Origin of the sequence: uncultured Methylibium sp. (assembly GCF_902826655.1) — a bacterium.
In the GTDB taxonomy this organism is placed as follows: Bacteria; Pseudomonadota; Gammaproteobacteria; order Burkholderiales; family Burkholderiaceae_C; genus Methylibium.
Genome location: NZ_CADEFR010000001.1, coordinates 199054 through 221029 on the forward strand (window position 1 = coordinate 199054; position 21976 = coordinate 221029).

The 21976-nt window shown below is 73.6% G+C and carries 23 protein-coding genes; 17 read left to right on the top strand and 6 right to left on the bottom strand.

The annotated features are described in order from the left end of the window. Positions 1 to 103: 103 nt before the first annotated feature. The 7 genes from QZV97_RS00925 to fae all read left to right on the top strand — a co-directional run bounded on the left by QZV97_RS00925 (position 104) and on the right by fae (position 6680). Positions 104 to 1126 (top strand): beta-ribofuranosylaminobenzene 5'-phosphate synthase family protein, encoded by a 1023-nt coding sequence (locus QZV97_RS00925; protein WP_366558866.1) that lies wholly within the window; start codon positions 104 to 106, stop codon positions 1124 to 1126. 44 nt (positions 1127 to 1170) lie between these two features. Next, a complete protein-coding gene (locus QZV97_RS00930; RefSeq protein WP_295636944.1) occupies positions 1171 to 2076 on the top strand; it encodes an NAD(P)-dependent methylenetetrahydromethanopterin dehydrogenase in 906 nt (301 codons plus the stop codon). Next, positions 2077 to 3210 (top strand): ATP-grasp domain-containing protein, encoded by a 1134-nt coding sequence (locus QZV97_RS00935; RefSeq protein WP_295636862.1) that lies wholly within the window; start codon positions 2077 to 2079, stop codon positions 3208 to 3210. A gap of 20 nt (positions 3211 to 3230) precedes the next feature. Continuing rightward, positions 3231 to 4265: a methenyltetrahydromethanopterin cyclohydrolase gene (gene mch, locus QZV97_RS00940; protein WP_295636865.1), complete on the top strand. Its 1035-nt coding sequence runs from the start codon at positions 3231 to 3233 to the stop codon at positions 4263 to 4265. 13 nt (positions 4266 to 4278) lie between these two features. Continuing rightward, the gene (locus tag QZV97_RS00945) at positions 4279 to 5205 is read left to right on the top strand and encodes a RimK family alpha-L-glutamate ligase (RefSeq protein WP_295636868.1); all 927 of its coding nucleotides are present in this window, start codon (positions 4279 to 4281) and stop codon (positions 5203 to 5205) included. Next, on the top strand, positions 5202 to 6074 hold the full coding sequence (locus QZV97_RS00950; RefSeq protein WP_295636871.1) for a triphosphoribosyl-dephospho-CoA synthase: 873 nt from the start codon (positions 5202 to 5204) through the stop codon (positions 6072 to 6074). Before QZV97_RS00945 ends, QZV97_RS00950 begins: the two co-directional genes overlap by 4 nt. Before the next feature lie 96 nt (positions 6075 to 6170). Then, complete coding sequence (gene fae / locus QZV97_RS00955; protein ID WP_295636874.1) at positions 6171 to 6680, top strand: formaldehyde-activating enzyme; 510 nt, start codon at positions 6171 to 6173, stop codon at positions 6678 to 6680. Positions 6681 to 6778: 98 nt separating this feature from the next. Here the strand turns inward: fae and QZV97_RS00960 are convergent, their stop codons facing one another. Beyond that, positions 6779 to 7264: a dihydroneopterin aldolase gene (locus QZV97_RS00960; RefSeq protein WP_295636877.1), complete on the bottom strand. Its 486-nt coding sequence runs from the start codon at positions 7262 to 7264 to the stop codon at positions 6779 to 6781. Positions 7265 to 7532: 268 nt separating this feature from the next. On the opposite strand from QZV97_RS00960, the gene QZV97_RS00965 reads away from it, so the two are divergent. The 5 genes from QZV97_RS00965 to QZV97_RS00985 all read left to right on the top strand — a co-directional run bounded on the left by QZV97_RS00965 (position 7533) and on the right by QZV97_RS00985 (position 12987). Beyond that, positions 7533 to 9620, top strand: coding sequence for a sigma-54-dependent Fis family transcriptional regulator (locus tag QZV97_RS00965; RefSeq protein ID WP_295636880.1), 2088 nt, complete (start codon positions 7533 to 7535; stop codon positions 9618 to 9620). Between the two features lie 79 nt (positions 9621 to 9699). Further along, on the top strand, positions 9700 to 10338 hold the full coding sequence (locus QZV97_RS00970) for a flavoprotein (protein ID WP_295636883.1): 639 nt from the start codon (positions 9700 to 9702) through the stop codon (positions 10336 to 10338). Continuing rightward, positions 10317 to 11708, top strand: coding sequence for a DUF6513 domain-containing protein (locus QZV97_RS00975; RefSeq protein WP_295636888.1), 1392 nt, complete (start codon positions 10317 to 10319; stop codon positions 11706 to 11708). The genes QZV97_RS00970 and QZV97_RS00975 overlap by 22 nt, the downstream gene beginning before the upstream one ends. Beyond that, positions 11705 to 12298 (top strand): DUF447 domain-containing protein, encoded by a 594-nt coding sequence (locus QZV97_RS00980; protein ID WP_295636892.1) that lies wholly within the window; start codon positions 11705 to 11707, stop codon positions 12296 to 12298. Before QZV97_RS00975 ends, QZV97_RS00980 begins: the two co-directional genes overlap by 4 nt. Further along, positions 12295 to 12987, top strand: a complete 693-nt coding sequence (locus QZV97_RS00985) for a (5-formylfuran-3-yl)methyl phosphate synthase (RefSeq protein ID WP_295636896.1) — start codon at positions 12295 to 12297, stop codon at positions 12985 to 12987. Before QZV97_RS00980 ends, QZV97_RS00985 begins: the two co-directional genes overlap by 4 nt. 10 nt (positions 12988 to 12997) lie before the next feature. On the opposite strand, the gene QZV97_RS00990 is transcribed toward QZV97_RS00985, so the two are convergent. Next, positions 12998 to 13294, bottom strand: a complete 297-nt coding sequence (locus QZV97_RS00990) for a hypothetical protein (protein WP_295636899.1) — start codon at positions 13292 to 13294, stop codon at positions 12998 to 13000. A gap of 145 nt (positions 13295 to 13439) precedes the next feature. Here QZV97_RS00990 and QZV97_RS00995 point away from each other — a divergent pair, with 145 nt between their 5' ends. Beyond that, entirely contained in the window at positions 13440 to 14126 is a 687-nt protein-coding gene (locus tag QZV97_RS00995; RefSeq protein ID WP_295636902.1) for a heavy metal response regulator transcription factor, read from the top strand. After that, the gene (locus tag QZV97_RS01000) at positions 14123 to 15559 is read left to right on the top strand and encodes a heavy metal sensor histidine kinase (protein ID WP_295636905.1); all 1437 of its coding nucleotides are present in this window, start codon (positions 14123 to 14125) and stop codon (positions 15557 to 15559) included. The genes QZV97_RS00995 and QZV97_RS01000 overlap by 4 nt, the downstream gene beginning before the upstream one ends. 6 nt (positions 15560 to 15565) lie before the next feature. On the opposite strand, the gene QZV97_RS01005 is transcribed toward QZV97_RS01000, so the two are convergent. The 4 genes from QZV97_RS01005 to QZV97_RS01020 form a co-directional block, all read right to left on the bottom strand. Beyond that, a complete protein-coding gene (locus QZV97_RS01005; RefSeq protein WP_295636908.1) occupies positions 15566 to 16312 on the bottom strand; it encodes a type II CAAX endopeptidase family protein in 747 nt (248 codons plus the stop codon). Positions 16313 to 16379: 67 nt separating this feature from the next. Beyond that, positions 16380 to 16988 (bottom strand): aspartate kinase, encoded by a 609-nt coding sequence (locus tag QZV97_RS01010; protein ID WP_295636911.1) that lies wholly within the window; start codon positions 16986 to 16988, stop codon positions 16380 to 16382. Then, the gene (locus QZV97_RS01015; protein WP_295636914.1) at positions 16988 to 18052 is read right to left on the bottom strand and encodes a hydantoinase/oxoprolinase family protein; all 1065 of its coding nucleotides are present in this window, start codon (positions 18050 to 18052) and stop codon (positions 16988 to 16990) included. The genes QZV97_RS01010 and QZV97_RS01015 overlap by 1 nt, the downstream gene beginning before the upstream one ends. A 131-nt stretch (positions 18053 to 18183) precedes the next feature. Then, entirely contained in the window at positions 18184 to 19131 is a 948-nt protein-coding gene (locus QZV97_RS01020; RefSeq protein ID WP_295636917.1) for an ATP-grasp domain-containing protein, read from the bottom strand. Between the two features lie 3 nt (positions 19132 to 19134). Between QZV97_RS01020 and QZV97_RS01025 the strand changes: the two genes are divergently transcribed. The 3 genes from QZV97_RS01025 to QZV97_RS01035 all read left to right on the top strand — a co-directional run. Continuing rightward, positions 19135 to 19911 carry a HisA/HisF-related TIM barrel protein gene (locus QZV97_RS01025; protein ID WP_295636920.1) on the top strand — a complete coding sequence of 259 codons (777 nt, stop codon included), beginning with the start codon at positions 19135 to 19137 and terminating at the stop codon, positions 19909 to 19911. Between the two features lie 73 nt (positions 19912 to 19984). Next, entirely contained in the window at positions 19985 to 21235 is a 1251-nt protein-coding gene (locus QZV97_RS01030; protein ID WP_295636924.1) for a formylmethanofuran dehydrogenase, read from the top strand. Next, the coding region (locus tag QZV97_RS01035; RefSeq protein WP_295636926.1) for an amidohydrolase family protein at positions 21232 to 21976 on the top strand (745 nt) is incomplete at its 3' end. The genes QZV97_RS01030 and QZV97_RS01035, both read left to right, overlap by 4 nt.

The following is a 21976-nucleotide window of genomic DNA, read 5'->3' on the forward strand; positions in this document are numbered from 1 at the left end:
GTGACGCGCTGCACCTCGGCAACACGGGATGGCGCCGGCGGGAACGCCGCTTGCTCCCTGCGTGTTTCCTGCCCCGGCGCCCCGCGACCCGTTCCCGATGCTCATGACCCCTCCGACCCCGCTGCGACCTGCGCTCGACCGTGCGGTCGGCGTGCATGCGCCGGGTCGCCTGCACCTGGGCTTCCTCGACCCCTCCGGCTCGCTGGGCCGGCGCTTCGGCAGCCTGGGTCTGGTGATCGACGGTGTCGAGACGGCGCTGACGCTGCGCGCTGCCGCACGCCAGCAGGTCGAGGTCGCGGTCCCCGATGCCGACGGCGCTGCCGCTGACGCCGACCGCGCCGCGAGCTACCTCGCCACGCTGCAGCGCGCGACCGGCTGCGACACGCCGCTGCAGTTGCGGCTGCTGTCGCTGCTGCCGGCGCATGCCGGCTTCGGCTCGGGCACGCAGCTCGCGCTGGCGGTCGGCCGGGCCTTCGCGCAGCTGCACGGTCTGGATCTCACGACGCGCCAGATCGCGCAACTGCTGGGCCGCGGCCTGCGCTCGGGCGTCGGCATCGCCGGCTTCGACCAGGGCGGCCTGCTGCTCGACGGCGGGCCGAGCGAGGACGGCCGTCCGGCGCCGCTGCTGTCGCGCGTCGAACTGCCGGCCGACTGGCGCGTGCTGCTGATCCTCGACCCGTTGCGCCAGGGCTTGAGCGGCGGCGACGAGAAGAGCGCGATCGCCGCGCTGCCGCGCTTTGCGCAGGCCGATGCCGCGGCGATCTGCCACGAGGTGCTGATGCGCGTGCTGCCCGGCGCAGCGACCGGCGACTTCGCGTCCTTCGCCGCCGGCGTCAGCCGCGTGCAGCAGCTGGTCGGCTCGCATTTCGCGCCGGCGCAGGCCGGCCGCGTCTACGCCAGCGCCGCGGTCGAGCGCGTCTGCGACTGGATCGCGCAGCAGGTCGAGACCGGCATCGGCCAGAGCTCCTGGGGCCCGACCGGCTTCGCGTTCCTGCCGTCGGCCGAGGCCGCCGAGGCACTGGCCGCCCGCGCCCGCGCGGCCGGCATCGTCGACCCGGCGCTGCGGCTTCAGGTCGCAGCGCCTCGCGCCACGGGGGCGCTGGTCACGAGCCAGCCCGCCCGCTGACGCCCTTCCCTTTCCCCTCCCCCGACCCGATGGAAGCCACCGCGATGGACCGCCCCTACATCCTCCACATGTTCACGCCGGGCAAGCAGATGAGCCCGTTCGACATCAATATGGCGGCCGACGCCGGCTACCAGATCCTGCCGACCTACAGCGAGGTGACGCTCGAGGGCGTGACCGGCCTGACGCAGGACGCGATCTTCTCGCGCGGGCCCAAGGGCGTGGCGCGCACCGGCATCTTCATCGGCGGGCGCGACGTGATGCTCGCGGCCGACATGCTGGACACGGCGCGCAAGGCGATGGTCAAGCCCTTCGTCGTGTCGGTGATGGCGGACCCGAGCGGGTCCTACACCACCGCCGCGGCGATGGTCGCCTGCGTCGAGGCGCAGCTGCGCAAGGTGCACGGCACCGACCTGGCCGGCAAGCGTGTCGTGATCCTCGGCGGCACCGGCACCGTGGGCCGCATCGCCGGCGTGCTGGCGCAGCAGCTCGGCGCCGAGGTGCGCCTGTCCAGCCGCCAGGGCGTCGAGGCCGCGCAGCACGCCGCCGACGAGACCAACGTGCGCTTCGGCAGCGCGATGAGCGGCGTGTCGGGCAAGGGCGTGGACGCGATCCGCGCGTCGATCGCCGACGCCGACGTGGTGCTGGGCACCGCCGCCGCCGGCGTGCAGGTGCTGAACGAGCAGGACCGCCTGTGCGCGACACGCATGCTGGTGGCGGCCGACGTGAATGCCGTGCCGCCCGAAGGCATCGCCGGGGTCGGCGTGATGGACAGCGGCAAGCTGCTTTCGGGCAGCAAGGCGGTGGGCATCGGCGCGCTGGCGATCGGCAACGTCAAGTACCAGACCCAGCACCGGCTGCTGGTGCGCATGCAGGAATCGGACAAGCCGATCTACCTGAGCTTCCCCGAGGCCCTGGCGGTCGCGCGCGAGGTGCTCTCCGAAAGCCCCTGAATGAGCGCGACGCTGGTCGTCGCCGGCCGCTCGGCGCGGTGGATGGCCGAGGCTGCCGCGCGCGACGGCTGCGAGGTGATCGCGCTCGACGTGTTCGGCGATGCCGACACGCGGCGCGCGGCACGGCGCTGGGTCGACGTCGGCGATGCCGCCTTGCGCATCGACGCGGCGCGCCTGCTGCCGGCCCTGGCCGAAGCGGCGCAGGACCGCGGCGTGATCGGCTGGATGGCCGGCAGCGACTTCGAGTGCGAACCCGCGCTGCTCGCGAGCGCCGCGGCGCAGTTGCCGTTGCTCGGCACGGCGCCCGACGCGGTGGCTCGCGTGCGCGATCCCGCCCGGTTCTTCGCGGCGCTGGACGCACTCGGCCTGCCGCATCCCGAGGTGGCCGACGCGCCCCCGGCCGATCCGCGCGGCTGGCTGCTCAAGGATGCACTTGGCACCGGCGGCTGGCACATCCGCCGCGCCGACGATCCGCACCCGGCCGATGCCGCGCGCCGGCCCTACTGGCAACGCGAGTCGGCGGGGCAGCCGATGTCGGCGCTCTTCATCGCGGCGGCCGACGGCGTGCAGCTCGTCGGCTTCAATGCGCTGATCGTGCGGCCGCTCGGTGTGCATCCGCATGTCTATCGAGGCGCGATCGGCCCGCTGCAGTTGCCCGTCAAGGTCGAGGCTCCGCTGCGCGACGCCATCGCCCGGCTGGCCGCGCGCTTCGCGCTGCGCGGCCTGGCCAGCCTCGACTTCCTGCTGGACGGCGAGCACTGGACGCTGCTCGAGATCAACCCCCGCGCCTCCGCCAGCATGGCGCTGTACGCCGAGCGGCCGCTGGTGCGCGCGCATCTCGCGGCCTGTCGCGGCGATGCGCCGGTCGCCGTCGAAGGCGCCGGCGGCCCGGGCACGACGCGTGGCCACGAGATCGTCTTCGCCCGCCAGGCCTTCCGCCTGAGCCCCGCGCAGGCCACGATGCTGGCCGAGGCCGGCGACTGCCACGACCTGCCGGCTGCCGGCACCGCCTTCGCCGCCGGCGACCCGGTGTGCAGCATCGGCGCGCTGGGGAACAATGCCGACGCGGTCCGTGCCGCGCTGGCGAGCCGGCGCCAGGCGCTGCGCGACACGCTGACTCCGAAACCCGTTTGAATGAACTGCGAGAGAGCGCCATGACCGAACCCACCGCCGCCCCGGCCTTCGCTTCCAGCACGCTCAGCGTCAACGCCGGCGTGCAGCCGCTGGTGCAGCGCCTGGTCGCCGAGGCCGACGCCCTGCGCGTCGCCGTCAGCCGCGACGCCAGCGGCGTGACGATCGTCGATGCCGGCATCGGCGTGGCCGGCAGCCTGGAGGCCGGCCGCCTGATCGGCGAGATCTGCATGGGCGGGCTGGGCCGCGTCGAGCTGGCCGCGCAAGGCGCGCCCGACTCCACCGCCGGCTGGCCGACCTGGCTGGAAGTGCGCAGCAGCCAGCCGGTGCTGGCCTGCCTGGCCAGCCAGTACGCCGGCTGGTCGCTGAGCGCGACCAAGGAAGAGGCTGGCGGCAAGAAGTTCTTCTCGCTCGGCTCGGGCCCGGCGCGCGCGCTGGCGCAGAAGGAGGACCTGTACAAGGAACTCGGCTACCGCGATCCGGTGGCGGCGGCGCAGCGCAGCGGCACGCTGGTGCTGGAGGTCGACCGCGTGCCGCCGCAGGTCGTGATCGACAAGGTGTTGCGCGACTGCGGCCTCGCGCCGCAGCAGCTGACGCTGATCCTCACGCCGACGCGCAGCCTCGCCGGCACGACGCAGGTGGTGGCGCGCGTGCTCGAGGTCGCGCTGCACAAGGCGCACGAGCTGCACTTCCCGCTGGCGGCGATCGTCGACGGCGTGGCCAGCGCACCGCTGCCCGCGCCCGGCGCCGACGGCCTCGATGCGATGGGCCGCACCAACGACGCCATCCTCTACGGTGGCCGCGTGCACCTGAGCGTGGACGCCGACGACGCGGCCGCGCGCACGCTGGCGCAGCAGCTGCCGTCGCTCAACTCGCGCGACTACGGCCGCGGCTTCGCCGACATCTTCAAGGCCGCCGAGTACGACTTCTACAAGATCGACGGCGCGCTCTTCGCACCCGCCGAGGTGTGGGTTTCGAGCCTGCAGTCCGGCAGGACCTGGCATGGCGGCAAGCTGAACCTGGAGCTGCTGCGCGGGCAGTGGCTGGGCGAGGCCTGATCAGCTGGCCGCGATGCGCGTCGCGATCTTCACCGACGAAACCGGCTGGCACACCCGCCAGCTGCAGGCCGCGTTGCGCGCGCGCGGCGCCGAGGGGCGCTGCGTCGATCTCGAGGATTGCCGCATCGACACCACGGCGGCCTGGCACGGCCTCGTGATCCCGGGCTTCGGCGACGCGCTGCCCGACGCCGCGATCGTGCGCGGCATCGCCGGCGGCAGCTTCGAGCAGGTGACCAAGCGCCTGGGCGTGCTGCACGCGCTGCGCGAACTCGGCGTCGCGGTCTACAACGACGCGCGCGCCATTGAGCGCAGCGTCGACAAGGCGATGACCAGCCTGCTGCTGCATGCGGCCGGCATCCCGACGCCGCCGACCTGGGCGATGGAGTCTGCGGCGCAGGCACAGCGCCTGGTCACGCGCGAGAGCGCGGCCGGCCGGGCGCTGGTGCTCAAGCCGCTGTTCGGCTCGCAGGGCAAGGGCCTGCAGCGCGTCGGCCGGGTCGACGGAGCGCACGTGCCGCTGCCCGACCTGAAGGACTACGGCGGCCTGGCCTACCTGCAGCGCTTCGTGCCTGCCGTGCCGGGGATCGCGACGCCCGGTTTCGACTGGCGCGTGCTGGTGATCGGCGGGCGCGCGGTGACGGCGATGCGGCGCATCGGCACGACGTGGATCCACAACGTCAAGCAGGGCGCGCGCGTCGAGCCGGCGGTGCTGGACGCGGCGCTGGCCGACCTGGCCGAGCGCGCCGCCGCGGCGCTGCAGATGGACTACGCCGGCATCGACCTGCTGCCCACGCCCGAAGGCCCGCAGGTGCTGGAGGTCAACGGCGTCGCAGCCTGGCAGGGCCTGCAGAAGGTGACGCGCTTCCCGATCGCGCGCGCGCTCGTCGACGACCTGCTCGACCGCAAGCTGGCCGCGGCGGCCGGCGCGCGGCGCGCATGAGCGCCGCGCAGGATCCGCGCACGCTGTTCCTGCGCGCCTGCGCGCTCGACGTCGGGGTGCGCAAGCCCGGCAACGTCAGCGCGGCCTCGCCGGGACACGGCATGGATGCGCGGCTCTTCCTCGACAGCGCCGACGCGGCGCGGCACGGGCTCTTCGCTCCCGGTGCCCGCGTCGGCATGCGCATCGAGGCGGCGGTCGAGGCCACGCTCGCCGTCGCCGGCTGCAACACCAACCTCGGCATCGTGCTGCTGTGCGCGCCGCTCGCGCTGGCCATCGAACGCTGCGCGGCACCCTGCACGGCCACGAGCTTGCGGCGCAGCCTGCGGGAGGTGCTGGACAGCCTGGACATCGAGGACGCGCGCGCCGCGTTCCGCGCCATCGCCGCCGCCCACCCCGGCGGCCTGGGTCGCGCCGAGCAGCAGGACGTGAACGCCGCACCGAGCGCGACCCTGCTCGAGGCGATGCGCCTCGCGGCCGACCGCGACCGCATCGCGCTGCAGTACGTCAGTGCCTGCGGCGACCTGTTCGGCCTCGGCCTGGCCTCGCTGGCCACGCATGCCCCTCGGCCGGGCCGGGTCGACGAGGCCGCGGTCCAGGCGCTCTACCTCGCTTTCCTGGGGCGCTTTCCGGATTCACACATTGTCCGCAAGTTCGGACCGCAGCAGGCACAGGCTGTCACCGACGAGGCCGCGCCCTGGCTGGCGCGCGCCGAGCGTGGCGAGCCGGTCGGCGCCGACCCCGCCTTCGCGGCCTGGGACGATCGCCTCAAGGCCCGCGGACTCAACCCCGGCAGCAGCGCCGACCTGACCGTGGCGACACTGTTCATTGCTGGCGCAGTCGGCGCTGCCGAACTACCGGTTCCCCCATGATTGCGCCGCTGGCATGGAACGTGTAAGTTCAGTGAAGTACTGGCAACGCGCCCAGTGCTTTCCCTTCCTCAGCAGAACTGCACACGGAGACTCACCATGGCAAAGATTGACCGGATGATGGTCGGCGAATCGCTCGTCGGCGACGGCAATGAAGTAGCTCACATCGACCTGATCATCGGCCCGCGCGGCAGCGCCGCCGAGACCGCGTTCGCCAATGCGCTGGTCAACAACAAGGATGGCTTCACCTCGCTGCTGGCGGTGGTGGCTCCCAACCTGCTGACCAAGCCGGCGACCGTGATGTTCAACAAGGTCACGATCAAGGGCGCCAAGCAGGCCGTCCAGATGTTCGGCCCGGCCCAGCGCGGCGTCGCGATGGCGGTCGCCGACTGCGTCGAGGACGGCACGATCCCGGCCGACGAGGCCGACAACCTCTTCGTCAGCGTCGGCGTGTTCATCCACTGGATGGCCGAAGACGACAAGAAGATCCAGGACTACAACTACCAGGCCGTCAAGGAGTCGATCAAGCGCGCCGTGTCCGGCTCGCCGACCGCCCGCGAAGTCGTGGCCAAGAAGGGCAGCGCTGCCCACCCGTTCGCCGCCAAGTAAGGCGCCGGCGGTGTCCGGCGTGCCGTAGCGCGCCGGCTTGCACACCGAAACGAGAAAGCCGACCGGTCACCCGGTCGGCTTTTTTGCATGGGCGCCGTTCAGCGCCCGGGGACCATGCCGGCGCCGATCAGCGAGAGCACGGTCGCGCCGCGCCCGCCCGGGGATTCGGCCGGACGCCGGCGCTCGATCGCCACGCCCACCGAATCGACATCGTCGAACTTCTTCGGCTTGACGACGACCACCCGCACCCAGTGCGCGCCGAACTCGCCGAGCAGGATCTCGGCGATCGTCTCGGCGAACGATTCCAGCAGCGTGAGCCGGTGTTCCTTCAGCAGCCGCTGCAGGCGTTCGCGCACCACGCCGTAGTCGATGGTGTCGCCGATCTGGTCGGTGTCACAGGCGCGGGGCCGCGGCACGCCGGCCGTCAGGTCGATGCGGATCGTCTGCGGGCGGTGCAGTTCGCTGTCGTGGATGCCGATCACCGTCTGGCCGGTGAAGCCCTCGATGAAGATCAGGTCCAGCGGCTGGGCGTCGCTGCCGGGCTCGGCCAGCGGCGGCTGGAGATGGGGACGATGGGCGATCAAGGGCGGCTCCGGGAATGCAGGTGTTGCCAGGCGTTGCAGCAGGGTCCGCGCCGGGCTGCAAGAGCCGGACCATGCCAGATTTTGGAACACTTGGGGGCTGTTCCCCGGGCTTCCACCCCCTTTAGCCCGACGAGATCGCCGCGCCAGAATCGAGACGGATTGACCCACAGGGGGACAGGCTGCGCGCGTCCGGCGTCGCGCCCCACCCTGGGGGCAACCCGGACCCGGCCCCATCGCGCCCGGTCCGCACAAGAAACAAGGGGACAGCATGAGCAGCACCAGCAACCGCCTTCCGGCGGGTGACCCCACTTCCCGCGGCACGGTCCAGCCGCTGCCGCCGCGCGGCCCGGTCTCGCTGCGCGAGGCCGGCCAGCACGCCCATCGCATCCTCGACGCGGTGCGCCTGCGCGCGACCGAGGACGACGACGTGATGGCGCGGTCCTGGACGCGCTGCCTGGAACAGCATCGCCTGCACCCGGACCGCCCGCGCCACCCGTCGGTGGTCATACCGGCCGAGCTGGCGCAGCGGCAGTCGCGCCTGGCCGACGTGATCGACTGCGCGCGCTACGAGATGGCGACGCTGTACCAGCAGCTGGCCGATACCGAGTCGGCCGTGGTACTGACCGACACCGATGGCGTGATCCTGCACATGGTCGCTTCGCCCGCGTTCGCCGAGGACGTGACGCCGCTCGGCTTTCATGTGGGCGCGGTGTGGAGCGAGGCCGAGGCCGGCACCAACGGCATGGGCACCTGCCTGGTCGCGGCCAGCCCCGTGGCCGTGCGGCGCGAGGACCACTTCTTCACCCAGCTGACCTCGCTGACCTGCTCGGCCGTGCCGGTGTTCGACCCGCAGGGCCAGATGACGGCCGTGCTGGACGTGACCAGCCGCTCGAGCCTGCAGCAGCAGCACTCGCTGGTGCTGCTGGGCATGACGGCGCAGATGATCGAGAACCGCCTGCTCGAACTTCGCCACCCCGAGGCCCACCTGCTGCACTTCCACAGCCGGCCCGAGTTCGTCTACACGCTGCACGAAGGCAAGCTCGCGCTCGACGAGGAAGGCCGCATCCTGGCCGGCAACCGCAGCGCGCTGTTCCAGCTGGGCCTGCGCTCGGTGGCCGAGCTGCGGGCGCGACGGCTCGACGAACTCTTCCACACGCGGCTCGACGACATCGTGCAGCGTTGCCAGCGCAGCGCCTTCCATCCGGTGGTGAGCTTCGGGGCGCAGGGCCAGAGCCGCTTCTTCGTGGTGGCGCGCCCGCCGGCGTCGGAGATCGAGGCGCACGAGCTGCGCGGCGGCGGCCTGGCAGGTCTGGCGCCGACGGCGCGCTCGCGCAGCCTGCCCTCGCGCGCCGAGCCGCGGCGCGACATGACGCCGACCCCGGGCACGGCGCGCAGCGTCGGCGAGCCGCGCCTGGCCGGCCCGCTGGACCAGGCCCGTCGCGCCATCGCCCGCGACATCCCGGTGCTGCTGCACGGCGAGACCGGCTCCGGCAAGGAGGTCTTCGCCCGCGCGCTGCATGCCGCCAGCCCCAAGGCGGCCGGCGCCTTCGTCGCGGTCAACTGCGCCAGCCTGCCCGAGACGCTGATCGAGGCCGAGCTGTTCGGCTACCGCGCCGGCGCCTTCACCGGCGCGCTGCGCAGCGGCCGGCGCGGCAAGGTGCTGGAAGCCGATCGCGGCACGCTCTTCCTCGACGAGATCGGCGACATGCCGCTGCCGCTGCAGGCGCGGCTGCTGCGCGTGCTCGACGAACGCCGGGTCACGCCGCTGGGCGCCGAGGAGACGGTCGAGGTCGACTTCCAGCTCGTCAGCGCCAGCCACCACCCGCTGGCGCAGATGGTGGCCGAGGGACGCTTCCGCGAGGACCTGTACTACCGCCTGTGCGGCTTCGAGGTGCAGCTGCCGCCGCTGCGCGAGCGCAGCGACAAGCGCGCGCTGATCGAGGACCTGCTGGCCCAGGAGTCCAGCGGCACGGCCCGCTTGTCGCCGCAGGCGCAGGCCGCGCTCGAGGCCCATCCCTGGCCCGGCAACGTGCGCCAGCTGCGCCACGTGCTGCGCACGGCGCTGGCGCTGGTCGGCGACGACGGGCTGATCGGCAGCGCCGAGCTGGTCTCGCTGCGCGCGGCGGGTCGCCCGACGACCCCGGCCGCCGCGGCCGATGCCACCAGCGCCGACAATGGCGAGGCTCCGGCCCTGCCGCCGATGAACCCGATCCAGGCCAAGGAGCGCGAGGTCCTGCTGCAGCTGCTCGAGGACCACCGTTGGAACGTGAGCAATGTCGCCAAGGCGCTCGATGTCAGCCGCAACACCCTCTACCGCAAGCTCCACAAGCTGCACATCGCCCTCTCCCACGCTTGACCGCCCCGTTGCGGCTTCGCCGCTCCCCCCAGGGGGCGCCGCTGGCGGCCCGGCGGAGCCGGATCCGCGGCGGCCGCTGGTGGGGGACGAAGCCCGTCGGTGGGCGGCCGACTATGGCGACGAGCACGCGCCGGCCAGCGAGGACGCGCCGGGCTCGCGCTTCGCCTGGTGCGTGACCGGCTCGGGGCACTACCTCGAGGAGTCGATGGCGCTGGCGCAGCGGCTGCCGCAGGTCGACCTGTTCCTGTCGGCCGCGGCCGACGAGGTGCTGCCGCTGTACGGCATGCGGCTCGAGTGGCTGCGCGAGCGCTTCCGCGTGTTCCGCGACAAGAGCGCCAGCTCGGTGCCGGTCGGGCGTCTTTACGCCGAGGCCTATCACACGGTGGTCATTGCGCCGGCCACCAGCAACACCGTCGCCAAGTGCGCCTACGGGTTGAGCGACACGCTGCCGACCAACCTGTTCGCGCAGGCCGGCAAGCTGGGCGTGCCCAGCCTGGTGTTCGCCTGCGACACCGAGCCGGTGGTCGTGACCAAGGCGCCGCGCAGCCACGCCACCGAGTGGCTGACGCTGCGCCCGCGGCGCATCGAGCTCGACAACGTCGAGCGCCTGCGCGCGATCGACTTCTGCACGGTGCTGACCTCGCCGGCCGAACTGGAGGCCGCGCTCGACGCGCGCCTGCAGACGCTGAAGCTCGCATGGAACGCATCGTCTTCCTGACCGGCCGGCTCGCGCAGGCCAACCTGGAGCGCGTGCTCGCGAGCATCCAGCCGCCCGCCTTCGCCTACGAGGTGCGCGAGATCGGCCTGCAGGTCGCCGCGCTGATGACGGCCGACATGATCCGGCGGCGCGTGGCCCCGCCCGTGGCGGCGGATCGCATCATCGTCCCCGGCCGCTGCCGCGGCGACGTCGAAGGCCTGCGCGATCACTTCGGCCTCCCGGTGCAGCGCGGCCCCGAGGAGCTGAAGGACCTGCCGCGCTTCTTCGACCGGGAGGCCGCACCGATCGCGCTCGACGAGTACCGCGTCGCGATCTTCGCCGAGATCGTCGACGCGCCGCGGCTCAGCGTCGAGCAGGTCGTCGAGCGCGCGCGCGCCTACGCCGCCGACGGCGCCAACGTCATCGACATCGGCTGCCTGCCGGCCACGCCCTTCCCGCATCTGGAAGATTGCGTGAAGGCGGTCAAGGCCGCCGGGCTGGAGGTCAGCGTCGACTCGATGCTGACCGACGAGCTGCTGCGCGGCGGTCGCGCCGGCGCCGACTACCTGCTGAGCCTCAAGGCCAGCACGCTGTGGGTCGCCGACGAGGTCGAGGCGGTGCCGGTGCTGATCGCCGAGGACCAGTCGGACATGGCGACGCTGTACACCGCCATCGAGGCGATGGAAGCGCGCGGCAAGCCCTACCTCGCCGACCCCATCCTCGACCCCATCCCCTTCGGCTTCACGAGCTCGATCGTGCGCTACCACGCGCTGCGCGCGCGCTTCCCGGAGGCGCCGATCATGATGGGCATCGGCAACGTCACCGAGCTGACCGAGGCCGACACCAGCGGCATCAACGCGCTGCTGTTCGGCCTGTGCGCCGAGCTCGACGTGGCCGCGGTGCTGACCACCGAGGTCAGCCGCCATGCGCGGCGCGCGGTCGCCGAGGCCGACGTCGCGCGCCGCGTGATGCACGCCGCCGCCCGCCACAACCAGCTGCCCAAGGGACTGAGCGACGCGCTGATGACCGCGCACGACAAGCGCCCCTTCCCCGACACGCCCGAGGAGATCGCGGCCACCGCGCTTCAGGTCAAGGACCCGAACTTCCGGGTGCAGGTCGCGGCCGACGGCCTGCATGTCTACAACCGCGACGGCGTGCGGCGCGCGCAGGACGCCTTCGCGCTGTGGCCGCAGCTCGGTCTGGAGGACGACGCGGCGCACGCCTTCTACATGGGCGTCGAGCTGGCGCGCGCCGAGATCGCCTTCAAGCTGGGCAAGCGCTATGTGCAGGACCAGCCGCTGGACTGGGGCGTGGCGGTGCGGCGCGAGCGTGAAGACACCGACGGCTGGTGCGCCCCCGGCAGCACGCTGACCCACAAGAAGGCCTCATGAACGACCAGATCTTCGAGGCGGTGATCATCACCGTCGATGCCGACGGGACGGCGCACGTCGCACCCTTCGGCGTGCGCTATCGCGGCGCGCAGGTCGTGCTCATGCCCTTCAAGCCCAGCGCGACGCTCGACAACATCCGCGCCACCGGCCATGCCGTGCTGAACCTGACGACCGACACGCGCGTGTTCGCCAGCAGCGTGTGCGCACGCTGGCTCGGCGCGGCGCCCTTCGGCACGCCGCCGCTCGTTCCGACGAACCGCCTCCCCGGCCTGCGCCTGGCCGGCGCGCTGGCCCACAGCGAGCTCGAACTCGTCGCCGACGACGCGCATGCCGAACGGCCGACGCTGACCCTGGCGCGCGCGCTCGACGTGACGCACGCGCCCTTCCCCGGCTTCAACCGCGCGCAGGCCGCGGTGGTCGAGGGCGCCGTGCTGGTGAGCCGCCTGCACATGCTGCCGGCCGACAAGGTCGATGGCGAGATGGCCTACCTGCAGATCGCGATCGACAAGACCGCCGGTCCCGACGAGCGCGAAGCCTGGGGCTGGCTGCAGCAGGCGGTCAGGCAGCATCGCGAGGGCGCGGCGCGATGAAGCTGCTGGTCAGCGTGCGCGATGTCGACGAGGCCCTGGCCGCCGCGTCGGCCGGCGCGGACTTCATCGACCTGAAGGAGCCACGCGCGGGCGCGCTCGGCGCCCTGCCGCCGGCGACGATCCGCGCCGTGGTGGCGGCGCTGCGGCGGCGCCATCCGGGACGGCCGGTCAGCGCGACCGTCGGCGACTTCGCGCCTCACGAGGTGGACGCGGTCCTGGAGCGTGTCGACCTCACGGCGGCCTGCGGCGTCGACTACGTGAAGGTCGGTGTCGCGCCCGGCGCGCACGCACTGCTGGCCCGGCTTGCGCTGCGACGCGAGGCCATCGTCCCGGTGTTCATCACCGACGCGGGGGTCGACGCCGCGCTGATCTCGGCCGCGTGCGAAGGCCCGTTCCCGGCGCTGATGCTCGACACCGCCGACAAGCTGCAGGGCAGCCTGCTCGAGCGCCTCGACGACGCGCCCTTGCGGCGCTTCGTCGAGCAGGTCCGCCGTCACGGCAAGCTGTCGGGGCTGGCCGGTGCGCTGCGCGCCGCCGACCTGCCGCGGCTGCAGGCGCTGGCACCGGACTTCGCCGGCTTTCGCAGCGCCGTCTGCGACGGGGCACGGACCGGCGCCCTGGACGCGGCACGCGTCGAGCGGCTCGCCGCGGCGCTGACGTGGCCGGCGAACGAGGCTGCGCCGGCCTGAGCCCGGCCGCTCAGCGCGCGCCGACCGCGCGCAGCCCGGCCTGGCGAACGCGATCGACCTCGGCCGCGGTCCAGGTCGCCTCCTGGCGGCCGCGCTCCAGCAGCCCGAGGCGCCGGGCCTCGTCGACCTCGGCGCGCAGTTGCTCGCAGGGCGTGCAGGTCACGGCCGGCAGGGCGCGGGCCATCGCCACGCGCGGCGCCGGCAGCGCCATGCCGAGCTCCATCTCGGCCGCGCTCGGCGCGGCGTGAGCCGCCGCGGCGGCCAGCAGGCCGGCGGCCGCAAGAAGAAGGCGTCGGGTCGTCGTCATCGTGATCTCCTGGTGGTGTCGGAAAGTCGACGCCGTGAAATCTAGGCAGGCCACCGCACAAGGCCCCGACGCGCGGATGACGGTTCCGTAATCCCTGCCGCCGCCGCGTCGGCGGACAATCGGCACGAGTCCCACCGACCCTGCCATGGCACGACTGCTGATCATCGAGGACGAGGCCAAGGCCGCCGACTACCTGCAGCGCGGGCTGACCGAGAACGGCCACGTGGTCGACGTCGCGCGCGACGGCATCGAGGGCCGCCACCTGGCGAGCGAGGGCCGCTACGAACTGGTGCTGCTGGACGTGATGCTGCCGGGGCTCGACGGCTTCGAGGTGCTGAAGGCGATCCGCGCCCGCGGCCAGCTGCCGGTGCTGATGCTGACGGCGCGCGAGCGCGTCGAGGACCGCGTGCGCGGCCTGCAGGACGGTGCCGACGACTACCTGGTCAAGCCCTTCGCCTTCTCGGAGCTGCTGGCGCGGGTCGGCGCGCTGCTGCGGCGCAGTGCCGGTCCCGCCGCCGGGCCGCCGACCTCGTGGCGGCTGGCCGACCTGGAGCTCGACCTCGAACGCCGCCGCGTGCAGCGCGCCGGCAAGCGCATCGAGCTCAGCGCCAAGGAGTTCCAGCTGCTGACGCTGCTGCTGCGGCGGCGCGGCCAGATCCTGTCGCGCACGACGCTGGCCGAGCAGGTCTGGAACATGAACTTCGACTCGGGCACCAACCTGGTCGAGGTCGCGGTGCGCCGGCTGCGCGCCAAGCTCGACGACCCCTTCATGCCCAAGCTGCTGCACACGGTGCGCGGCATGGGCTACGTGCTCGAGGATCGCAGCGCATGAAGCCGCTCGACCGCAGCACCTGCCCGTACTCGATCGGGCGACGGCTCTCCTGGAAGCTCGCCGGGCTGGCGGCCGTGGGGCTGTCGCTGCTGGGCCTGCTGGTCTTCTTCGCGGTGCGCATGCAGGTCGCGCAGGCCCAGCAGCACCTGATGGACCTGCGCGTGCAGAAGGTGCTGGACATCGCCCGCAAGGCCGCCGCCGACGGCGCCGATCCGGCCGAGCGCGCCGCCGCCTACGCGATGCGCCGCAGCGGCACGCGCCTGGAGATCACCGATGCGCGCGGCGCCCGGGTCTACCGCGACCCGGACCAGCCGCCCTTCGTGCTGTCGCCGCACGTGGTCGAGCGTCGCTTCGAGGCCCGACTCGGCACGGCGCTGCCCGAGCCGCTGCGCTTTCACCTAGTGGTCGACGCGCACGACGACGCCGAGCTGCTGCACCGGCTGGGACTGATCCTCGCGGTGGTCGTGCCGGTCGGTACGCTGGCGATCGGCGTCGCGGCGCTGGTCACGGTGCGCCGCGGCCTGGCGCCCCTGCGCGAGCTGGCGCGCCAGACGCGCGAGATCCAGCCCGACCAGCTGGGCAGCCGCCTCGTGCTGGCGCCGCCGGTCGAGGAGCTGCAGCCCTGGGTCGACCAGTTCAACGCCATGCTCGAGCGGCTGGAGCGCGCCTACCTGCAGCTGGAGAACTTCAACGCCGACGTCGCGCACGAGCTGCGCACGCCGCTGGCCAACCTGATCGGCCAGACCGAGGTCTCGCTGTCGCGCGAGCGGGCGGCCTCCGACATGCGCGAGACGCTGCAGTCCAACCTCGAGGAGCTGCAGCGCCTGTCGACGCTGGTGCACGACATGCTGTTCCTGTCGCGCGCCGACCGCGGCGTCGGCGCGCGCCGCGGCGCGACGCGCAGCCTGGCCACGCTGCTGTCCGAGGTGGCCGAGTTCCACGAGGCCGCGCTCGACGAGCGCGGCCTGCGCGTGCAGGTCGACGGCGATGCGCAGGTCGCGGTGGACGAGGGCCTGGTCAAGCGCGCGGTGTCCAACCTGCTGGACAACGCGACGCGCTTCGCCGAGGCCGGCTCGACGCTGAAGATCGTGATCGAGAGCCCCGAGCCCGCGGCCGCGGTGCGGATCACGGTCGAGAACCGCGGCGCGGCGATCGCCCCCGAGCACCTGCCGCGGCTCTTCGACCGCTTCTTCCGCGTCGACTCGTCGCGACCCGACGGCGGTTCGCACCACGGCCTGGGCCTGGCGATCGTCGCGGCGATCGCGCGCATGCACGAGGGCCGCACGCAGGCGACGTCGAGCGAGGGGCTGACGCGCATCGGCTTCGAGCTCGCGCCGCAGGCGCCGCGCACGCGACCGCCGGTGCACGAGCCGCCGGGCACGGCCGATGCGCCCGGCCACCGCGGCGCGGCCGGTGCCGCGCAGGCCGCCTAGGACGGTCTAGGCGCTTCGACGGTCGGACTCCCCGCGCTCCGCCCCGGTGCCTGCCGAGCCCTCGCGCAGCGCCAGCCAGGCGATCACCCCCGACCCCAGGTCGACCAGAGCGTGCAGCACGATCGCCGGCCAGAGCGAGCCGAGGATCGCCACGACCAGCGTGAACAAGGCGCCGACGACTCCGGTGCGAAGCACACCGCTCCATCCCTGGTAGGCATGCGCGACCGCGAAGAACGGCAGGGACAGCGCCGCGGCGCCCCACCAGCCCAGCCACGGCGCGAAGACCCAGACGAAGTAGCCGCGATACAGGAACTCCTCGCAGAACCCTGCGGTCAGCGACAGCCCACCGAACCAGTGCAGCTCCGTCCGCGTGTGCGGCAACACGGCGGCGAGCCCGCCGAGCTGCTGCCGCACGCTCGCCCTGGCGTCGGCGCTGCGGACCAGCGCCGCGACCGCATAGGCGTAGTACGCGGCCGGCAGCAGGCACAAGGCGACCGCGGCCCACCAGCGCCAGCCCTCGGGCAGCACGAAGCCGAGCGACGCCCAGGACCGGTCGTTCGCCATCCACAGCGCCGCCCCGACGGCGACCAGCGGCCAGGCGCCGGCGATGACCAGCCTCCAGAGCCGCCGGCGGGCCTGCGCCGGGTCGGCCCGTGACTGGCGTCGGAACGCCGGCCAGAACACGAGGTAGTCCCAGGCCGGCAGGACGACGGCGAACAGCGCCACATAGAGCAGATCGGGGAGCGTCGGCATGAAGACTCCGCATTCACTGTAGCCGCGCGCCGCAGGGCGCAGGCGGCTCCGATGCCCTCGGCAGGCCCTAGGCGGCGTACGGCCGGCAGCTCAGCGTGTCGTCGAGCAGCCGCGCGCGGGCTCGCGCCAGCTCGGCCTTGTGCAGCACCTCGATCGGGAAGGCGGCGCTGCGCGCCCGGGCCGCGAACTCGGTGTCCAGCACACCGGCCTCGCCCAGCTGGTCGAGCGACAGCGCCGGGTCGATGGCGCAGGACTTGACGACGATCAGGCGCTCGGCGTGCACGCGCTGCGCGAGCCACAGCGCCAGGCTGTCGGAGCTGACGCCCCAGTGCGTCAGCTCGCCGGCCTGCTGACGCAGCAGGTCCAGCGGCACCCACAGCGCCGGCTGGCCGCGGTGCAGGGCCTGGCGGATCTGCGCCTCGTCGGCAGCCGGCTGCAGCGCCGGGCAGAGTCCGCGCATCAGCATCGCCGTCTGCGCCATGCCCAGCACCGCCATGTTGTGGCCGGCCAGGTCGTCGACGCGCCACCAGGCCTGCGCCTCGCGCGCCTGGTCGGCGAAGGCACCGCCGCCGGGCACGACGATCACGCGCCCGCCGCCCAGCTCGGCCAGCAGGTCCAGCCAGGGCCGCAGCAGCGGATCGCGCGACAGGCTGCCGCCGAGCTTGACGACCCACATCAGACGCCTGCCTTCGGCAAGAGCAGCCCGACCGCGACGCTGGGCGCCGCGACCTGGGCCCAGCGCAACAGCTCGTCGCCGCGGTCGGCCGCGCCGCGGTCCAGCGCCAGCGACGCGAAGCTGAGGCAGGGCCGGTCCAGGGCGGCCGCCAGTTCGGACGCGAGGAAGCCGCCGCAGCCGGCGCTGACGACGGGCGCATCGGGCGACAGGCCGGCGGCGGCGATCACGCGTTCGAGCTGGCCGCACAGCTCGGTCAGCTGGGCGGTGCGCCAGGCGTGCGCGAAATCCAGCCACGCGTCGTCGGACGCATCGCGCGCGTCCAGGCCGATCATGCGGGCCAGCCGGCGTCGCGTGGCCGCGGCGTCCTTGGCGCCGTCGTCGGCGGCCGGGTGCTGGTCGTGCGCGGGATCGAGCTCGCCGGTCAGGCGGTAGACGTCGGCCGTGGTGGCGAAGAACTCGTTCATCACGTTGTAGCGCTGCTCGCCGAAGGCGATGCGCGGCGCCAGCGCGCACAGCGGCGTGCGCACCACGCCCTGGTAGACGAGCTCGCCGCTGGCCAGCCGCGCCGCGTCGCTGCGGCCGCGCGCCTGCACGGTACCGCCGCGCAGGGCGATCAGGTCGGTGGTGGTGCTGCCGACATCGACCAGCACGCCCTCGTCGATGCCGCGCGCCGCCAGCTCGGCGGTGGCCCGCCAGTTGGCCGAGGCGATGGCCTCCCAGCCCTGCGCGACCTCATCGCCCGGTGCGCACCAGCCGCGCTCGCCGGCATAGAAGGCCAGCGGGCCCTGCAACGAGGCCTCCAGCGCGTCGGCCAGTGCCAGCACGCCGGCCTCGCGGTGCTCGAACAGGTCGACCATCTCGCCGGTCATCGTGATCGCATGCGAGGCGCCGGCGCTCGCCGGCCAGCGCTCGCGCGCGGCCGCCAGCACGATCTCCAGCCGGTCCAGGCCCTGCCACAGCGGGCAGGGCCACTGGGCGACGTCGCGCACGACGCCGCGCTCGACCAGGCTGGCCTTGACGTGCGCGCCGCCGATGTCCCAGCCGATGACGGTAGATTCAGACATCAATGCCGCTCCACGCCCGGCGCGACGCACGAACCGGCCTACCGCGCGGCCGCCGCGGAGCCGGCTCCGCCGGTCCGCCAGCGGCGCCCCCTCGAGAGGGAGCGGCGCAGCCGCAACGGGGGTGGTGGTCATCAGGCGGCGGCATCGGCGACCTCGTCGTGCAGCGCCAGCACCTCGGCGGCGATCGACCGGCCGAGCGCCGCCGACAGGCCGACGAAGGAACAGGTCAGCCGCGGGTTCACCTCGATCGCCACCGGGCCGCGCACCGGGTGCCAGACCAGGTCGACGCCGACGTAGCCGCGCAGCCCGGGGATCGCCTGCGCGACCGCGCGTGCCAGCGCAGCCAGCGGCGCGGCGAGCACGTCGCCGCGGCCGATGCAGGCGACGCGCACGCCTTCGTCGCGCAGCACGCCGGTGGCATCGACGGCGATGCGCTGGCGGTTGATGGCCAGCAGCTCGGCGTCGCCGTCGCGGCACAGCAGCGACAGGCTCAGGGCCTCGCCCTCGACCCAGGGCTCCAGCGTGGCCGGCAGGCCGCGCGCCTGGCGCTGCTGCAGGTCGGCCTCGGCGGCGGCGCGGCTCGCATGGCGGCGCGTGTCCAGCGTGCCGGCACCGTCGTCGGGCTTCACGACCCAGGCGTCGGCCGCTGCCTCGAAGGCCAGCGGCGTGGCGAGCCCCTGCGCCGCCAGCCGCGCCAGCGTGGCGCTCTTGGACGCGCCGATGCGGATCGCCTCGAGCCCGCAGCCGACCCAGCGCGCGGGGTCGACCAGCATCGCCATGCGTTCGAGCACGCCGCCGCTCTCGGGCGCGACGACCCAGACGCGATCGTGGCGCGGCGCCTCGCGCCGCACGAAGTCGAGGGCCGACTCGCCCGCGCGCGGGCGCAGTGCACTGCCGAAGGGCGCCGGCGCGACGCCCGCGGCACAGCCGTAGGCGACCCCCAGGCCGGGCCGCAGGGCCAGCTCGTTGACCAGCGCGTCGCGCATCGCCCGGCCCGCGTCCTGCAGTTCGCGATCGGCGTCGGCGCCCTGCCCGGCACCGCTGAGATACTCGTAGACGAAGATCCTGCTGGCTGTCATCCGATGCACATCGTTCCGGTCATCGACCTTCTGGAAGGCCGGGTGGTCCGCGCCGTTCGCGGCGAGCGGCAGCGTTACCGACCCGTCGTGTCGACCCTGTGCCACAGCGCTGCACCGCCCGCCGTGGCCCAGGCCCTATGCGAACACTGTGCCACCGACACGCTGTACGTCGCCGACCTGGACGCCCTGCAGGGCCGGCCGGTGCAGGTCGGCGCCCTGGCCGCGCTGCTGCAGGCACAGCCGGCGCTGCAGCTGTGGCTCGATGCCGGCTTCGCGGCCCGCACCGACTTCGAGGCGCTGCGGCAGGCGCTGGAGCCCGGGGCGGCCCGCGTAATCCCTGTGTATGCCAGCGAGTCGCTGCGCTCCGCCGACGAACTGCTGCGCTGTTTCGCAACACCGGCGCAGGGCCTGCTGTCGCTGGACCGCCGCGGCGGCCTGCCGCTCGACCGCGCCGGCGTCTGGGCCACGCCGGACCGCTGGCCGCAACGGCTGATCGTCATGACGCTGGACCGCGTCGGCAGCGCCGAAGGCCCGGATCTCGACGCGCTGGCCGCCGTGCGCGAGCGCGCGCCGCAGGCCCGCCTGGTCGGCGCCGGCGGCGTGCGCGATGCGGCCGACCTGCGGGCCGCGTCGGCGGCCGGGGCCGAGGCCTGGCTGGTGGCATCGGCGCTGCACGACGGGCGGCTGGACCGCGCGGCCCTGCGCGAGCTCGCGACACAGTGTGCCGGCGGGGAGGCGGCCGATCCGGCCGCGGCGACACAGTGTCGCGTCATCGTCTGAGGGTCGATGCGATGCGCGCCGCGTCGGCACGGCTGTGCAGAATAGGGCACGCGCTTTGCAGCACACTGCACGGATGAGCCCGACGCCGAGCGCCGCCACCCCCTGGACCTGTCCGTTCTGCCCGCTGCTGTGCGATGGCTACGCGCTGGCCCAGGGGCCCGACGGCCTGGCCCTCGTCGGCAGCGACTGCCCGCGCGCTGCCGCATCGCTGGCGCGCTGCGCCAGCGCGACCGTCACGCCGACGATCGACGGGCAGCCGGCCTCCGCGGACGCTGCCCTCGACGCTGCCGCGCGCCTGCTGGCCGCCGCGCGCCAACCGCTGTTCGGCGGCCTGGGCACCGACGTCGATGGCGCCCGCGCGCTGTATCCGCTGGCCTGTGCCACCGGCGCCATCAGCGATGCGGCCGGTGGCGAGGCGCTGCTGCACACGCTGCGCGCACTGCAGGACCGCGGCCAGTTCACGACGACGCTGGCCGAGGTGCGCAACCGCGCCGACCTCATCGTCTGCATCGGCGAGTCGCCGCGCGAGAACCTGCCGGAGATCTGGCGTCGCCTCGGCGTGGGCCGCGGTGACGATGAGCGCCTGGTCGCGCAGCGCGAGATCGTCTTCATTGGCGCGCCGGCCGATCCGGTGCTGGCCGGCCGGGCGGGCATCGACGCGAGCAGCGTGCCGCTGCAAGGCGACCTGTTCGACACGGTCGCGTTGCTGGCGGCCTGCATCGCGCAGCGGCGCGTCGCGGCGCCGCCGGCGATCGCCGCGCTGGCCGAGCGCCTGCGCGCGGCGCGCTACGCGGTGCTGATGTTCGAGTCCAAGCGCCTGCCTGCGCAGGGCACGCTGATCGTCGAGGCGCTGAACCAGGCCGTCGCGACGCTGAACCGCAGCACGCGCGCCGCGCTGCTGCCGCTGGGCGGCGGCGACGGCGCGTCCAGCGTCAACCAGACCTGGACCTGGCTGTCGGGCCTGCCGCTGCGCAGCCGCGCCGGGCCGCTGGGCCTGGAGCACGAACCGCTGCGCTACGGCGCGCAGGCGCTGATCGACGACGGCGCGGTCGACGCGCTGCTGTGGGTCGCCAGCTTCGGCACCGAGCCGCCGTGCCCGCCGGGCGCGCTGCCGACCGTGGTGCTCGGCGGCCCGGGTGTCGCGGCGCCGGCACGCGGCGTGTTCATCCCGGTCGCGACGCCGGGCCTCGGCGGCAGCGGCCACCTGTTCCGCACCGACAGCTCGGTCGTGCTGCCGCTCGAGCCGGTGCGTGACGACGGCCTGCCCGGTGTGGCCGATGTGGCCAAGGCGCTGACGGCGCGCGTGAGGGCGCTCAAGACATGAGCAGCATCCGCATCCGCAACGGGCGCGTCATCGACCCGCAACACGGCATCGACGCCGTACGCGACCTCGGCCTCCGCGACGGTCGCATCGTCGAGATCCATCCGCAGGAGGCCGTCGGCGAGGAGATCGACGCCGCCGGCTGCGTCGTGATGGCCGGCGGCATCGACCTGCACAGCCACATCGGCGGCGGCAAGATCAACCTCGCGCGCATGCTGCTGCCCGAGGACCACCGCCTCAACCGCGACCCGATCGCGCTGCCGATCAATCCGCTGGAACTCGCTTCTTGCGGCCACTGCGCGCCCGGCACGCTGGCCACCGGCTACCGCTACGCCGAGATGGGCTACACGGCCGCCTTCGAGCCGGCGATGCTGGCCGCCAACGCGCGCCACGCCCATATGGAGATGGGCGACACGCCCATCCTCGACCACGGCGCCTACGTGATGCTCGGCAACGACGAGCTGATGCTCCAGCTGATCGCCGAAGGCAAGGACTTCGAGACGATCCGCGACTATGTCGGCTGGACCATCAACGCCTCCAAGGCGCTGGGCGTGAAGGTCGTCAACCCCGGCGGCATCTCGGCCTTCAAGTTCAACCAGCGCAAGCTCGACGTCGACGAGCAGCACGCGCACTGGCAGGTGACGCCGCGGCAGATCGTGCACACGCTGGCGCGCGCGCTGCAGGAACTGGGCGTGCCGCACCCGCTGCACATCCACGGCAGCAACCTCGGCGTGGCCGGCAACA

Coding starts and splice junctions, on each gene's coding strand:
- QZV97_RS00950 (WP_295636871.1), top strand. CDS start 5,202: ATGAGCGCCGCGCAGGATCCGCGCACGCTGTTCCTGCGCGCCTGCGCG.
- QZV97_RS00985 (WP_295636896.1), top strand. CDS start 12,295: ATGAAGCTGCTGGTCAGCGTGCGCGATGTCGACGAGGCCCTGGCCGCC.
- QZV97_RS01025 (WP_295636920.1), top strand. CDS start 19,135: ATGCACATCGTTCCGGTCATCGACCTTCTGGAAGGCCGGGTGGTCCGC.
- mch (WP_295636865.1), top strand. CDS start 3,231: ATGACCGAACCCACCGCCGCCCCGGCCTTCGCTTCCAGCACGCTCAGC.
- QZV97_RS00930 (WP_295636944.1), top strand. CDS start 1,171: ATGGACCGCCCCTACATCCTCCACATGTTCACGCCGGGCAAGCAGATG.
- QZV97_RS01005 (WP_295636908.1), bottom strand. CDS start 16,312: ATGCCGACGCTCCCCGATCTGCTCTATGTGGCGCTGTTCGCCGTCGTC.
- QZV97_RS01015 (WP_295636914.1), bottom strand. CDS start 18,052: ATGTCTGAATCTACCGTCATCGGCTGGGACATCGGCGGCGCGCACGTC.
- QZV97_RS00995 (WP_295636902.1), top strand. CDS start 13,440: ATGGCACGACTGCTGATCATCGAGGACGAGGCCAAGGCCGCCGACTAC.
- QZV97_RS00935 (WP_295636862.1), top strand. CDS start 2,077: ATGAGCGCGACGCTGGTCGTCGCCGGCCGCTCGGCGCGGTGGATGGCC.
- QZV97_RS01020 (WP_295636917.1), bottom strand. CDS start 19,131: ATGACAGCCAGCAGGATCTTCGTCTACGAGTATCTCAGCGGTGCCGGG.
- fae (WP_295636874.1), top strand. CDS start 6,171: ATGGCAAAGATTGACCGGATGATGGTCGGCGAATCGCTCGTCGGCGAC.
- QZV97_RS00980 (WP_295636892.1), top strand. CDS start 11,705: ATGAACGACCAGATCTTCGAGGCGGTGATCATCACCGTCGATGCCGAC.
- QZV97_RS00945 (WP_295636868.1), top strand. CDS start 4,279: ATGCGCGTCGCGATCTTCACCGACGAAACCGGCTGGCACACCCGCCAG.
- QZV97_RS01030 (WP_295636924.1), top strand. CDS start 19,985: ATGAGCCCGACGCCGAGCGCCGCCACCCCCTGGACCTGTCCGTTCTGC.
- QZV97_RS00965 (WP_295636880.1), top strand. CDS start 7,533: ATGAGCAGCACCAGCAACCGCCTTCCGGCGGGTGACCCCACTTCCCGC.
- QZV97_RS00975 (WP_295636888.1), top strand. CDS start 10,317: ATGGAACGCATCGTCTTCCTGACCGGCCGGCTCGCGCAGGCCAACCTG.
- QZV97_RS01000 (WP_295636905.1), top strand. CDS start 14,123: ATGAAGCCGCTCGACCGCAGCACCTGCCCGTACTCGATCGGGCGACGG.
- QZV97_RS01010 (WP_295636911.1), bottom strand. CDS start 16,988: ATGTGGGTCGTCAAGCTCGGCGGCAGCCTGTCGCGCGATCCGCTGCTG.
- QZV97_RS00990 (WP_295636899.1), bottom strand. CDS start 13,294: ATGACGACGACCCGACGCCTTCTTCTTGCGGCCGCCGGCCTGCTGGCC.
- QZV97_RS00925 (WP_366558866.1), top strand. CDS start 104: ATGACCCCTCCGACCCCGCTGCGACCTGCGCTCGACCGTGCGGTCGGC.